This window comes from Streptomyces sp. a15 (genome assembly GCF_059026085.1).
Window position 1 is genome coordinate 47,920 of record NZ_JBWLKM010000057.1, and the last position, 12,107, is coordinate 60,026.

Annotated in this window: 14 protein-coding genes, 1 tRNA gene and 1 pseudogene; 13 read left to right on the top strand and 3 right to left on the bottom strand. The window is 71.4% G+C overall.

From position 1 onward, the window contains the following. Nucleotides 1–24 precede the first annotated feature (24 nt). The 4 genes from AC5P09_RS37185 to AC5P09_RS37200 all read left to right on the top strand — a co-directional run bounded on the left by AC5P09_RS37185 (nucleotide 25) and on the right by AC5P09_RS37200 (nucleotide 2,050). Complete coding sequence (locus AC5P09_RS37185) at nucleotides 25–459, top strand: roadblock/LC7 domain-containing protein (protein ID WP_493878116.1); 435 nt, start codon at nucleotides 25–27, stop codon at nucleotides 457–459. Nucleotides 460–461: 2 nt separating this feature from the next. Further along, entirely contained in the window at nucleotides 462–833 is a 372-nt protein-coding gene (locus AC5P09_RS37190) for a DUF742 domain-containing protein (protein ID WP_053755441.1), read from the top strand. Then, a complete protein-coding gene (locus AC5P09_RS37195) occupies nucleotides 811–1,410 on the top strand; it encodes a GTP-binding protein (protein ID WP_307678571.1) in 600 nt (199 codons plus the stop codon). Before AC5P09_RS37190 ends, AC5P09_RS37195 begins: the two co-directional genes overlap by 23 nt. Before the next feature lie 61 nt (nucleotides 1,411–1,471). Then, a complete protein-coding gene (locus AC5P09_RS37200) occupies nucleotides 1,472–2,050 on the top strand; it encodes a GAF domain-containing protein (protein ID WP_493878117.1) in 579 nt (192 codons plus the stop codon). Nucleotides 2,051–2,092: 42 nt separating this feature from the next. Here AC5P09_RS37200 and AC5P09_RS37205 read toward each other — a convergent pair whose 3' ends face one another. After that, entirely contained in the window at nucleotides 2,093–2,698 is a 606-nt protein-coding gene (locus tag AC5P09_RS37205) for a GOLPH3/VPS74 family protein (RefSeq protein WP_493878118.1), read from the bottom strand. A 409-nt stretch (nucleotides 2,699–3,107) separates the two neighbouring features. Here AC5P09_RS37205 and tdh point away from each other — a divergent pair, with 409 nt between their 5' ends. From tdh to AC5P09_RS37245, 8 genes and pseudogenes are all read left to right on the top strand, one after another. After that, nucleotides 3,108–4,136 carry an L-threonine 3-dehydrogenase gene (gene tdh / locus AC5P09_RS37210; protein ID WP_493878119.1) on the top strand — a complete coding sequence of 343 codons (1,029 nt, stop codon included), beginning with the start codon at nucleotides 3,108–3,110 and terminating at the stop codon, nucleotides 4,134–4,136. A 38-nt stretch (nucleotides 4,137–4,174) separates the two neighbouring features. Beyond that, complete coding sequence (locus tag AC5P09_RS37215; protein WP_493878120.1) at nucleotides 4,175–5,392, top strand: glycine C-acetyltransferase; 1,218 nt, start codon at nucleotides 4,175–4,177, stop codon at nucleotides 5,390–5,392. 46 nt (nucleotides 5,393–5,438) lie between these two features. Next, the gene (locus AC5P09_RS37220) at nucleotides 5,439–6,341 is read left to right on the top strand and encodes a LysR family transcriptional regulator (RefSeq protein WP_493878121.1); all 903 of its coding nucleotides are present in this window, start codon (nucleotides 5,439–5,441) and stop codon (nucleotides 6,339–6,341) included. A 48-nt stretch (nucleotides 6,342–6,389) separates the two neighbouring features. After that, complete coding sequence (locus tag AC5P09_RS37225; RefSeq protein WP_493878130.1) at nucleotides 6,390–7,751, top strand: B12-binding domain-containing radical SAM protein; 1,362 nt, start codon at nucleotides 6,390–6,392, stop codon at nucleotides 7,749–7,751. 54 nt (nucleotides 7,752–7,805) lie between these two features. Continuing rightward, nucleotides 7,806–8,375 carry a helix-turn-helix domain-containing protein gene (locus AC5P09_RS37230; protein WP_493878122.1) on the top strand — a complete coding sequence of 190 codons (570 nt, stop codon included), beginning with the start codon at nucleotides 7,806–7,808 and terminating at the stop codon, nucleotides 8,373–8,375. After that, nucleotides 8,372–8,923, top strand: coding sequence for a GNAT family N-acetyltransferase (locus tag AC5P09_RS37235; protein ID WP_493878123.1), 552 nt, complete (start codon nucleotides 8,372–8,374; stop codon nucleotides 8,921–8,923). The genes AC5P09_RS37230 and AC5P09_RS37235 overlap by 4 nt, the downstream gene beginning before the upstream one ends. A gap of 30 nt (nucleotides 8,924–8,953) precedes the next feature. After that, complete coding sequence (locus tag AC5P09_RS37240; RefSeq protein WP_493878124.1) at nucleotides 8,954–9,313, top strand: MmcQ/YjbR family DNA-binding protein; 360 nt, start codon at nucleotides 8,954–8,956, stop codon at nucleotides 9,311–9,313. 37 nt (nucleotides 9,314–9,350) lie between these two features. Further along, nucleotides 9,351–10,175 (top strand): annotated as a pseudogene (locus tag AC5P09_RS37245) (MFS transporter); the annotation flags it as partial. A gap of 58 nt (nucleotides 10,176–10,233) precedes the next feature. On the opposite strand, the gene AC5P09_RS37250 reads toward AC5P09_RS37245, so the two are convergent. Further along, nucleotides 10,234–11,151: a transketolase family protein gene (locus tag AC5P09_RS37250; protein WP_493878125.1), complete on the bottom strand. Its 918-nt coding sequence runs from the start codon at nucleotides 11,149–11,151 to the stop codon at nucleotides 10,234–10,236. Nucleotides 11,152–11,192: 41 nt separating this feature from the next. Then, a complete protein-coding gene (locus tag AC5P09_RS37255; protein ID WP_493878126.1) occupies nucleotides 11,193–11,900 on the bottom strand; it encodes a thiamine pyrophosphate-binding protein in 708 nt (235 codons plus the stop codon). 134 nt (nucleotides 11,901–12,034) lie between these two features. On the opposite strand from AC5P09_RS37255, the gene AC5P09_RS37260 reads away from it, so the two are divergent. Continuing rightward, nucleotides 12,035–12,107, top strand: a tRNA-Pro gene (locus tag AC5P09_RS37260).

A 12,107-nucleotide genomic window follows, 5' to 3' on the forward strand; every position in this document is an offset into this window, starting at 1 on the left:
CGTACCTCAAGGAGTCGATCCACCATGGCGAGCGAAGCGCCGACCGGCCATGTATCCGATCTCGACTGGCTGATGAGCGGCCTCGTGCAGCGTGTACCGCACACCACCAGTGCGGTCCTCCTCTCCTGCGACGGGCTGGTGAAGTCGGTCCACGGCCTCGACCCCGACAGCGCCGACCACATGGCCGCCCTGGCCTCCGGCCTCTACTCCCTCGGCCGCAGCGCCGGCGTCCGCTTCGGCGACGGCGGTGACGTCCGCCAGGTCGTCGTCGAACTCGACGCGACCCTGCTGTTCGTGACCACCGCGGGATCCGGCACCTGTCTCGCCGTGCTGGCCGGCCGCGAGGCCGACGCGGCGGTGCTCGGCTACGAGATGGCGATGCTGGTCAAGAGCGTCCGCCCCTACCTGATGACCGCTCCTCGGCAGCACGCCGTCGAACCGTCGGCGCTGAGGCCTTGAGCGTGACGGCGGCCGGCGACGGGCCCTGGCTCGACGACGCGGCCGGACGGCTGGTGCGCCCCTTCACGGTCAGCAACGGCCGTACCCGGCCCACCATCGCGCTCGACCTGCTGTCGCACGTGATGGCCACCGGAGCCACCCCCCTCGGGTACCTCGGTCCCGAGCACGCGCAGGTCCTCGACATGTGCCGCGCGCCCGTCTCGGTCGCCGAGGTCGCCGCCCATCTGAAGCTGCCGGCGGTGGTCACCAAGGTGCTGCTGTCGGACCTCGTCGACTGCGGGGCGCTGACCACCAAGCCCCCCGAGTTCACCCACAACCCGACAGACCGGGCCCTTCTGGAGGCAGTGCTCGATGGACTACGACGACAGCTCTGACCCCTTCCCCACCGCACTGAAGATCCTGGTGGCGGGCGGGTTCGGAGCAGGCAAGACGACCTTCGTGGGCGCGGTCAGCGAGATCGCGCCCCTGAGCACGGAGGAACTGCTCACCACGGTCAGCGCCGCGACCGACAGCCTCGACGGCATCGAGAACAAGGTCGAGACGACGGTGGCCATGGACTTCGGCCGCATCACCCTCGACCCGGAACACGTCCTGTACCTGTTCGGCACCCCCGGACAGGAGCGGTTCTGGTTCATGTGGGACGAGCTCTCCGAGGGCGCCCTCGGCGCGGTCATCCTCGCCGACACCCGGCGCCTGGAGGACTGCTTCGCAGCCGTGGACTTCTTCGAACAGCGCGGCCTCGGCTTCATCGTCGCGATCAACGAGTTCGACGGCTCGTACCGCTACGACCCCGAGGAGGTCCGAGCCGCCATCGATCTCGACCCACAGATCCCCGTTGTCCGCTGCGACGCCCGGATCTCCAGCTCGGGGGTGCAGACCCTGCTCACCCTCGTGCGGCACCTCATCGCCCACAGCCCGGCCATCGCGCCGAGCCACGGCGCCCACATGTGACCCCCGCACACCCCGCAACGGAGCCGCATATGACGTACGTCCACAGCGACGGAGCCCGCCCATGAGCTACGGCCTGCCCCGCCCGGCCGGTCGACTGCTGCTCACCCCCGAGGACAAGGAGGCGCCCGCCCGTGTGCGACGGCTGCGCCGACTGGGGCTGGGAGAGCATCCGGAGCCCGCGCTCGACGCCTTCGCGGATCATCTGGCGAAGCGCACCGGAGCGGCGTACGCCATGGTCAACTTCATCGACGAGCACCGGCAGTTCTTCGCGGGCCTGCGCGTTCCGGACGTCCGACCTCGTACGAACACCGACGAAGAGTCGAAGCCGGAGATCGGCCGCTCCATGGAGCGTGACCACGGTTTCTGCCCCCATGTCGTCGTCCGGCGCAAGGCGCTGGTGCTGGAGGACGTCCGCGACTATCCGCGGTTCGCCGGCAATCCGGTCGTCGACGAGTTCGGGATCCGCTCCTATCTCGGGGCGCCCCTCATCGACACCACGGGCATGGTGCTGGGCACCGTGTGCGTGGCCGACATCGAGCCGCGGGCCTGGGGGAAGGCCGGCCTGGAGGCCATCAAGTGGACGGCGGCGGACCTGGCGGGCCGGCTGGAGCGGCGGGAGGCCGACGGGCTTCTCTCCTAGGGCTCCTGGGGGACGGGCTTCTCCACCGGGGGATGCCCGGTCTCACAGTCCTCGCCAGATGTTGTCGAAGGCCGCGTTCTCGACGGTCCGCCGCTGCCGCACGCCGTCCAGTTCCGTCAGCGCGTCACCGACCGTGGCCAGCACGGTCACGACCGCCTCGTCGGTGAGCTCGGGAAAGCCTTCGGCCGGTTCGTCGTGGATCCCGAGGGCGGCCGTCAGGGCGGCGAGCACGGGTTCGTCCGACACCCGGCGGTCCTCGGCGCGGCGCCGGTCCGGCGAATCGACCAGCGTCTTGCGGCCGGTGCGGACGGGAAGCAGGCGACCGCGTTCGCGGCTGATCAGTCCTTCCGTCTCCAACTGGGCGAGATAGGCCGCGGACAGTCCACGGCCCCGCCGCCACAGCCACTCCTCGGCCGACTCGTACGGCTCCTGCCGGACGACCGACGCCGCGGCCTCGTCCAGCAGACGGTCGCCCGTCGCCGGTTGCGGACCCGGCACGATCCGGTCGCCGTCCAGGGTGAGGGCGCTCGCTCCGAGGAGGTCGACGAGTTCGGCGCCCGCGAGGGCGAGTGACAGATCGCCCTGCTCGACGGGACGGTCGGTCTCCACGTCCATGGTGACGATCAACAGGTCCCGCGCTGTGGTCATGGGGTGGCTCCCTATATGTCGGCCGACTCGGGGCGGCGACGTCAGTCCGGTCCGCCCGGGGTTGTCGCCCACGGGTGGTGCGGGCCGCCGTTCCGGGGCCGAGTGTCGCACGAGGGCCGTGCGGTGCGGGACACGGATGCGCCGGACGGCGGTGGCGGCCGGGTTCGGGGCCACCGAGTCGCTGCGCGCGGCAGGTGTCGTACGAGAGGTGCCCCCGTTGGATGGGGAGCTGTCCGCGTACTTCGAGCGGGGCGGCGGGCGTGAAGCGGAGCTGTGGCGCCGCTTAAGAAATCCTCGATGGACCGGGGAGCCGCCGTACGGCAGATTGCTACGCGATTCCACCCCTCTCCCCGGAACGGGCCGCTGCGGCATGCCCGGTCTCGGGGACCCACGCACAGGAGCCGTAGCGTTGAAGGCGTTGGTCAAGGAGAAGGCGGAGCCGGGACTGTGGCTCACGGACGTGCCCGAGCCCGTGGTCGGACCCGGCGACGTACTGATCAAGGTGCTGCGCACCGGGATCTGCGGCACCGATCTGCACATCCGGTGCTGGGACGGCTGGGCGCGGCAGGCGATCAGCACGCCGCTCGTGCTCGGGCACGAGTTCGTCGGCGAGGTCGTCGGGACCGGCCGTGACGTCACCGACCTCAAGGCGGGCGACCGGGTCAGCGGTGAGGGCCACCTGGTGTGCGGCAGGTGCCGCAACTGCCTCGCCGGACGGCGGCACCTGTGCCGGGCCACAGTCGGGCTCGGCGTCGGTCGCGACGGGGCGTTCGCCGAGTACGTCGCCCTGCCCGCCGCCAATGTGTGGGTGCACCGCGTCCCCGTCGACCTCGATGTGGCCGCGATCTTCGACCCGTTCGGCAACGCCGTGCACACCGCGCTGTCCTTCCCGCTGGTCGGCGAGGACGTCCTGATCACCGGTGCCGGGCCGATCGGACTGATGGCCGCCGCCGTCGCCCGGCACGCCGGGGCGCGGAACGTCGTGATCACCGACGTCAGCGAGGAGCGGCTGGAGCTGGCCCGCAAGATCGGTGTGAGCCTCGCGCTCAATGTCGCCGAGTCGGCCATCGCCGACGGGCAGCGCGAACTCGGCCTGCGCGAGGGCTTCGACATCGGGCTGGAGATGTCCGGCCGCCCCGAGGCCATGCGGGACATGATCGCCAACATGACGCACGGCGGCCGGATCGCGATGCTCGGCCTGCCGGCCGAGGAGTTCCCGGTCGACTGGGCCCGGATCGTCACCTCCATGATCACGATCAAGGGCATCTACGGCCGTGAGATGTTCGAGACCTGGTACGCGATGTCGGTGCTCCTGGAGGGCGGCCTCGACCTCGCCCCCGTGATCACCGGACGGTACGGATACCGCGACTTCGAGGCGGCGTTCGCCGACGCGGCGAGTGGCCGCGGCGGCAAGGTCATCCTCGACTGGACCGCGTAAGTCACCCGGATTCTTCCCGGATTCTTAGGAGCTTCCCCATGTTCGACTCCGTGCGCGACGACCTCCGCGCCACCCTCGACGAGATCCGCACCGCCGGTCTGCACAAGCCCGAGCGCGTGATCGGCAGCCCGCAGTCCGCGACCGTGAACGTCACCGGAGGCGGCCGCCCCGGCGAGGTGCTCAACTTCTGCGCCAACAACTACCTGGGCCTCGCCGACCACCCCGAGGTGGTCGCCGCCGCCCACCAGGCCCTGGACCGCTGGGGCTACGGCATGGCCTCCGTGCGCTTCATCTGCGGCACGCAGGAGGTGCACAAGGAGCTGGAGGCGCGGCTCGCGGCCTTCCTCGGCCAGGAGGACACGATCCTGTACTCCTCCTGCTTCGACGCCAACGGCGGTGTGTTCGAAACGCTGCTGGGCCCCGAGGACGCGGTGATCTCGGACGCGCTGAACCACGCCTCCATCATCGACGGCATCCGCCTGTCCAAGGCCCGCCGCTTCCGCTACGCCAACCGTGATCTCGCCGATCTGGAACGGCAGTTGAAGGAAGCCACCGAAGCGGGGGCCCGCCGCAAGCTGATCGTCACGGACGGCGTCTTCTCCATGGACGGATATGTGGCCCCGCTCCGCGAGATCTGCGACCTCGCCGACCGCCACGACGCCATGGTCATGGTCGACGACTCGCACGCGGTCGGCTTCGTCGGCCCCGGCGGCCGCGGCACCCCCGAGCTGCACGGCGTCATGGACCGCGTCGACATCATCACCGGCACCCTCGGCAAGGCGCTCGGCGGTGCCTCGGGCGGTTACGTCGCCGCCCGCGCCGAGATCGTCGCCCTGCTCCGCCAGCGCTCCCGGCCGTACCTCTTCTCCAACACGCTCGCCCCGGTGATCGCCGCCGCCTCCCTGAAGGTGATCGACCTGCTCGAATCGGCGGACGACCTGCGGATCCGGCTGGCCGAGAACACCGCCCTGTTCCGCCGCCGGATGACCGAGGAGGGCTTCGACGTCCTGCCCGGCGACCACGCCATCGCACCCGTGATGATCGGCGACGCGGCGAAGGCGGGACGCCTGGCGGAGCTGCTTCTGGAGCGCGGGGTGTACGTGATCGGCTTCTCGTATCCGGTGGTGCCGCAGGGGCAGGCCCGCATCCGCGTGCAGCTGTCGGCCGCGCACTCGACCGAGGACGTGAACCGGGCGGTCGACGCGTTCGTGGCGGCGCGTGCGGAACTCGAGGGTGACGTGGAGCTCGGGGGCTGACGGCGACCGGCACGGACCGACCGGACATATTGCGATAATCGTTCGCATGATCGAAGCGCGGCGGCTCCACATCCTCCGTGCGGTGGCCGACCACCGCACGGTGACCGCGGCTGCCGCCGCGCTGTACCTCACGCCCTCGGCGGTCTCGCAGCAGCTGACCGCCCTGGAGCAGGAGACCGGCCACCGGCTGGTCGAGCGTGGCGCCAAGGGCGTACGGCTGACCCCGGCCGGCGAGATCCTGCTCAGCCACACCCACGTGGTCCTCGCCCAGCTGGAGCGGGCCGAGGCCGAGCTCGCCGCCTACGGTTCGGGCGCCGCCGGCACCGTCACCGTCGCCTCCTTCGCGACCGGCATCGCCCTGGTGGTGGCGCCCGCGGTGGCCCGCCTCGCCGAGTCGGCGCCCGGCATCCGTATCCGTGTCCAGGACGCCGAGGGCGACGCCAGCCTGCCGATGGTCCTCGACCGGCAGGTCGACGTCGCCGTGGCCGTCGAGTACCGCGGGGCGCCGCCGGCCGACGACCCCCGGCTGACCCACGTACCGCTCTACGCCGAGCCCTTCGACGCGGTCGTCCCCGTCACCCACCGCCTCGCCGACGCCGACGAGGTGCCCCTCGCCGACCTGGCCAAGGACCCGTGGATCGGCCCCTACCCCGGCAACCCCTGCCACGACGTGGTCGTCCTCGCCTGTGAAAGCGCCGGCTTCCAGCCCCGCCTCGAACACTCCTCGGACGACTTCCGCGCGGTCGTGGCCCTCGCCTCCGCCGACGCGGGCGTGGCGCTCGTACCGCGCTCGGCGCTCATCGGCATGGACCTCGCCGGTGTGGTCGTACGGCCCGTCGACGGGGTCGCGCCCACCCGCCGGGTCTTCGCGGCCGTCCGCCGGGGAGCCGAGGAGCACCCGCTGATCCGGCCGGTCCTCGACGCGCTCGGAGAAGCCGCACAGGGGTAGGGAACCGGCCACCCGCCGCACGCTGTCTGGATTGTCATGCGTGTGACGATGATCCTTCCGGCCCTGACCGAGGCGACCAGCCCGCTCTTCAGGCCCATCAAGTACTCGCTGTTCCCGCCGCTCGGCCTCGCCACCCTGGCCGGCTACCTGGACCCCGACGACGAGGTCACGCTCCACGACGAACACGTGGAGCGACTCGACCTCGAAGCCCTCGACACCCCCGACCTGCTGGTCGTCCAGCCGTACATCACCTCGGCCCGCCGCAGCTACGAGATAGCCGACCACTTCCGCGCCCGAGGCGTCCACGTCGCCATGGGCGGCCTGCACGTCACCTCGCTCCCCGACGAGGCGGCCGCCCACGCCGACACGATCTTCACCGGCCCCGGCGAGGACGTCTGGCCGCTGTTCCTGAAGGACTTCCGCGACGGCGTGCCCGCCCGCCGCTACGACTCGACGCTGCGCACCCTGGCCGGACTGCCGCCCATCAGACGGGACCTGATCAAGCGTCATCTCTACCTCGTGCCCAACTCGATCGTGGTGTCGCGCGGTTGCCCGCACCACTGCGACTTCTGCTACAAGGACGCCTTCTTCGAGGGCGGCAAGTCCTTCTACACCCAGGCCGTCGACGACGCCCTCGCCGAGATCGACCGCCTGCCCGGCCGCCACCTCTATTTCCTCGACGACCACCTGCTCGGCAACAGACGGTTCGCGGAGGCCCTGTTCGACGGCATGAAGGGAATGGGACGCCTGTGGCAGGCGGCCGGAACGGTCAACTCCGTACTGAAGCCGGACCTGTTGGAGCGTGCGGTGGAGGCCGGGCTGCGCAGCCTCTTCGTGGGCTTCGAGACCGTCAACGACGCGAACCTCGCCGAGCGCCGCAAGAACCAGAACATCGGCACGGACTACGCGGCGGCGGTACGGCGGCTGCACGACACCGGGGTCATGGTCAACGCCAGCTTCGTCTTCGGGCTCGACCAGGACGGTCCCGACGTCTTCGACCGCACCGTGGAGTGGGCCGTGGCGCAGGGCATCGAGACGGCGACCTTCCACATCATGACGCCGTACCCGTCGACCGGACTGTGGAAGCAGCTGGAGTCCGAGAACCGCATCGTGCACCGCGACTGGGACCTCTACGACACCCGTCATGTCGTCTACGAGCCCAGGAACATGACCCCCCGTCAGCTGGAGGACGGCTACTGGCGGGCGTACCGCGACTTCTACCGCTGGTCCAACATCTGGCGGGGGTCGGCGGCCCAGCCGGGACCGCACGAGCGGATGCGGCACCTCGCGTACTCCGGCGGCTGGAAGAAGTTCGAGCCCGCGTGGGACCTGCTGATCCGGTCGAAACGGGTGGTGCGGGCCCTGCCGGCGCTGGAACGGACGCTGGCGGCGTTCGGGGGACGGGAGTAATCGTTTCGCCTGTTTCATATTCGGTCTATAATCCCGAATATGAAACAAGGTGGGATGGAGACCGGACCTGACCCCGTCGACGCCCGGCTCGGCGTCCGTCTGGCTGAGCTGAGGGCCGAACACGGCTGGTCACTGGGGGAGTTGGCGGAGCGCAGCGGGGTGAGCAAGTCGACCCTGTCCCGGGCCGAGCGGGCGGAGATCAGCCCCACGGCCTCGCTGCTGAACCGGCTGTGCGGTGTCTACGGGCGGACCATGTCCCAGCTGCTCAGCGAGGTCGAGGCGGAGCCTGCGCTCCTGGTCAGGGCCGCCGACCAGCCGGTGTGGGAGGACCGGACCTCCGGCTTCGTACGGCGCTCGGTGTCCCCGCCGCACTCCGGGCTGCGCGGCGAACTCGTCGAGGGGCAGCTCGCCCCGGGCGCCGACATCGCCTACGACCGGCCGCCCGTGCCCGGCCTGGAGCAGCACATCTGGGTCCTCGAAGGGGCCCTCGACGTGACGGCACAGGACACCGACCACCACCTCGACGCCGGTGATTGCCTGCGGTTGCGGGTGTGGGGGCCGACGCGGTTCCGCTGCCCGGGCCCCGAGCGGGTGCGATACGCGCTGGCGGTGGTGCTGCCGTGATCGTGAGCCGACTGGACGGCACTCAAGTGCTCGACTGTGTCGACGCGTTGGCCGACCTGCTGGTCGACACCGTGGCGGGCGGCGCCTCGGTGGGCTTCCTCGCGCCGCTCGACCCGGCGGTGGCGGCCTCCTGGTGGAAGGAGCGGGCGGCGGGGGTGACTGCCCGGCAGCTCGCCGTATGGGTCGCACGGGACGGCGACCGGACGGTCGGCACCGTGAGCCTGGCTTTCCCCGACAAACCCAACAGCCGCCATCGCGCCGAGTTGGTCAAGCTGATGGTCCACCGGGACGCCCGCGGGCGGGGCTTCGGCCGCAGGCTGCTCGCCACCGCCGAGGAGGCGGCCGTCGCCGCGGGCGTCACCCTGCTCCACCTCGACACGGAGACCGACAGCCCGGCCGAGCGCCTCTACACGACCGCCGGGTGGACGCGGGCCGGAGTGATCCCCGACTACGCGGCGGACCCGGCCGGGGTGCTGCGGCCGACGACGCTCTGCTACAAGCGCGTGGGGGCGGGCGCAGGAAGCGGACTCGAGGCTCTCACCAGGTGATTGTCAGTGGGAGCCATTACGGTGCCTGTCATGCCGGACGCCGAAGACGTACGCCGAATCGCCCTGTCCTTGCCGGACACGACGGAGAAGATCGCCTGGAGCATGCCCACGTTCCGGGTCGCGGGGAAGATGTTCGCCACGCTGCCCGAGGACGAGACCTCCCTCGCCGTGCGCTGCCCCAAGGAGGAGCGCGACGAACTGGTGCTGGCCGAGCCGGAGAAGTTCTGGATCGCCGACCATGAGGCGCAGTTCGCCTGGGTGCGGGCCCGCCTCGCCGCCGTGGAGGGCGAGGACGAGCTGCGTGACATCCTCGCCGACTCCTGGCGCCAGGCGGCACCGCCCCGACTGCTCGACGCCCACCCGGAGTTGGGGCTGCCGACCGCGGAGTGAAATCCCCTCGGGCGTTGTCAGTGCCGCGTGCCATGACGGCGCGAACGGCGCCATAGGCATCGCCGAGTCCGTCGCCCAGCTCGCCGGTCCCGCGGCGGCGGGCGTGCTCGTCGGACTCGCCTCGCCCGGCGGCGTCTTCGTGGCCCACGCGGCCACGTACGCGGTGAGCGCCGTGTGTCTCCTGCTGATGCGCCTGCCGCCGCTCACCCCGGGCAGCCACCCGACGGGACGCGGCGGCAGCGCCTTCAGGGCCGATCTCTTCGAAGCTGGCGGGAGTTCAGATCGCGCACCTGGCTGTGGGCCGTCATCGCCGTCTGGTGCCTCTACATGATCGCGGTGTGGGGCCCGACGGTCCCGCTGGTGGCGACGGAGGTGGTGCAGGAGTACGGCCCGGGCGCCTGCGCCCCCGCCGCATGCTCCGCGCCGGCGCGCTCTCCCCCTTCGGCTTCGTCGGCTTCCCGGCGACGGTGGGCGCCGGCCTCGGCATACCGGCCATGTGGCCGTCGGCGCCGCCGTCGCCGGGGCCGGGATGTCCTTCTGGAGCGTGATGTGGGCGACCAGCGTGCAGACCCAGGTCCCGCCCGACGTCCTCAACCGCATCCACGCGTACGACGTGGCCGGCTCCCTCGCGATGATGCCGGTCGGCCAGGCCCTCGCCGGTCCGGCGGCCGGGCTGCTCGGCGCAGACCAGGTGCTGCTGGTCGCCGGGGCGATGAGCTTCGTGGTCGCGGGTGCGCTGCTCGCCGTGCCGGGGATACGGGACCTGGTGCGGGTCGATCCACCGACGGTGGGTTCGGCGACGGCTTGTTCGGCGACGGTGACGGGTTCGCGTGAGCCGGCACGACTGACCGAGCACGACTGACCGAGCACGGCTGACGGGTGGACCACCGACCTCAGAGCATGTGAGCCGCCGCCCCGCCTCACGAACCCCCGCCACCCTCACCCGCCACGAACCCGCCGATCCGCTCCCGCAGGGACCTCGCGTCGAGGCCGTGCGCGGCGGAGTGCTCCTCCACGCGCCCGTAACGCCGCAGCTCACGGCGGCCCACGCCGAGGCCCAGCACCCGGTGGGGTACGTCGGCGAGGGCGTCGTTCGCCGCCGCGGTCGACGTGCCCGCGAGGTACGGCTCGACGAGCACGACGTCGGTTCCGGCCGTCTCCGTGGCCCGGCGCAGAGCGGCTGCGTCGAAGGGGCGTACGGTCGTCGCGTACAGCACGGTCACGTCGAGGCCGTCCACGGCGGCGAGCACCGCGTCCAGCATGGGCCCGACGGCGACGACCACGCCCGAGCGGCCCTCGCGGACGGTGCGGAAGTGCTCGCCGTCGACCGGGAGCGCGTCCCGGTTGGCCTGCACGGACAGCCGTACGTATACCTTGTCGTCGCCCGCGGCGACCGCGTGCCGCAGCAGCGTCTCCGCCTCGTCCGGATGCCCCGGCACATGCACGGTCCAGCCGTCGAGGGTGTCGAGCAGCGCCACGTCCCCGGGGGCCATGTGGGTGTACCCGCCCGCGGGCCAGTCGAAGGACGCGGCGGCGCTCACCAGCACCGCCCCCACGTCCTGATGGCCGAGGTCCAGCTTGACCTGCTCGAAGGGCCGCTCGACGAGGAAGCTCGCGAAGGTGTGCACGACGGGCCGCAGCCCGGTCAGGGCCATTCCCGCGGCCGCACCGACGAGCAGCTGCTCGCGGATGCCGACGTTGACGACCCGGTCCGGGTGCCGGTGCCATGCCTCGGTGAACGCGTCCCTGCCGATCTCGGCGAGGACGACCGCGACGCGCGGATCCTCGTCGAGCAGGCGTGAGACGACGGGGGCGAGACGGTCACGCATAGTGTCCATGGAGGATCGGGCCTTCCGGAGGTGTCAGAAGTGGCGGACATTCAGGCGGACTTGGGCTCGACCCGCGCCACGACCACGTGCGGGCGGCCCGGGTGCGGAGCGGTGAAGGCGGCGTACAGCGCCTCGTGGTCACGGCCGTCGACCGTGACGGCGGACCAGCCGGCCGCCTCGAAGCGGGCGGCGATGCCGCCGGGCCGGGCGTGACTGGCGGAGGCGTTGTCGATCACGACGGTGTGCAGCCGGTCCAGCCCGGCGGGCCCGGCGAAGGCGATCGCCTCGTGGTTGCTGCCCTCGTCCAGCTCGGCGTCCCCGACCAGCACCCACACCCGGGGCGCGTCGAGGCCCTGGGCGCGCAGCCCCAGCGCCGTGCCCACGGCGATCGGCAGCCCGTGTCCCAGTGACCCGCTGCCGATCTCGGCCCCCGGCACGAGCACCCGGTCGGGATGGTGGCCGAGCGGCGAGTCGTACGAGCCGAAGCCCGGCAGCCAGTCCACGGGTACGAAGCCCTTGGCCGCCAGTACCGCGTAGTACGCCATCGGCCCGTGCCCCTTGGACAGCAGGAACCGGTCCCGCCCCGGATCGTCCGCCCGGTCGGGCGCGACCCGCAGCACCCTGTCGTAGAGAACCCACAGCGCGTCCAGCGTGGACGTCGCCGCCGGACCGTGCTTCTCGTCGCCCGTCAGCAGTCCCATGAGCCGGGACAGGTCGCCGTACCCGTACGTACGGCCGCGTTCCTCGCTGATCGTCATGCGAACGATCGTGCAACCTCGAGCAAGGTTGAGGTCAAGCCTGTCCGCGGATAAACGAGTGCGCGACCACGGACCCGAGTGCGGTATTGTTTCCATGCGTGTTCGGCCAGGGAAAATCCCAGGTCAGACGGCACCGGGACGTGGCGCAGCTTGGTAGCGCACTTGACTGGGGGTCAAGGGGTCGCAGGTTCAAATCCTGTCGTCCCG

Coding starts and splice junctions, on each gene's coding strand:
- AC5P09_RS37200 (WP_493878117.1), top strand. CDS start 1,472: ATGAGCTACGGCCTGCCCCGCCCGGCCGGTCGACTGCTGCTCACCCCC.
- AC5P09_RS37240 (WP_493878124.1), top strand. CDS start 8,954: ATGCCGGACGCCGAAGACGTACGCCGAATCGCCCTGTCCTTGCCGGAC.
- AC5P09_RS37215 (WP_493878120.1), top strand. CDS start 4,175: ATGTTCGACTCCGTGCGCGACGACCTCCGCGCCACCCTCGACGAGATC.
- AC5P09_RS37185 (WP_493878116.1), top strand. CDS start 25: ATGGCGAGCGAAGCGCCGACCGGCCATGTATCCGATCTCGACTGGCTG.
- AC5P09_RS37230 (WP_493878122.1), top strand. CDS start 7,806: ATGGAGACCGGACCTGACCCCGTCGACGCCCGGCTCGGCGTCCGTCTG.
- AC5P09_RS37250 (WP_493878125.1), bottom strand. CDS start 11,151: ATGGACACTATGCGTGACCGTCTCGCCCCCGTCGTCTCACGCCTGCTC.
- AC5P09_RS37205 (WP_493878118.1), bottom strand. CDS start 2,698: ATGACCACAGCGCGGGACCTGTTGATCGTCACCATGGACGTGGAGACC.
- AC5P09_RS37195 (WP_307678571.1), top strand. CDS start 811: ATGGACTACGACGACAGCTCTGACCCCTTCCCCACCGCACTGAAGATC.
- AC5P09_RS37225 (WP_493878130.1), top strand. CDS start 6,390: ATGATCCTTCCGGCCCTGACCGAGGCGACCAGCCCGCTCTTCAGGCCC.
- AC5P09_RS37220 (WP_493878121.1), top strand. CDS start 5,439: ATGATCGAAGCGCGGCGGCTCCACATCCTCCGTGCGGTGGCCGACCAC.
- AC5P09_RS37255 (WP_493878126.1), bottom strand. CDS start 11,900: ATGACGATCAGCGAGGAACGCGGCCGTACGTACGGGTACGGCGACCTG.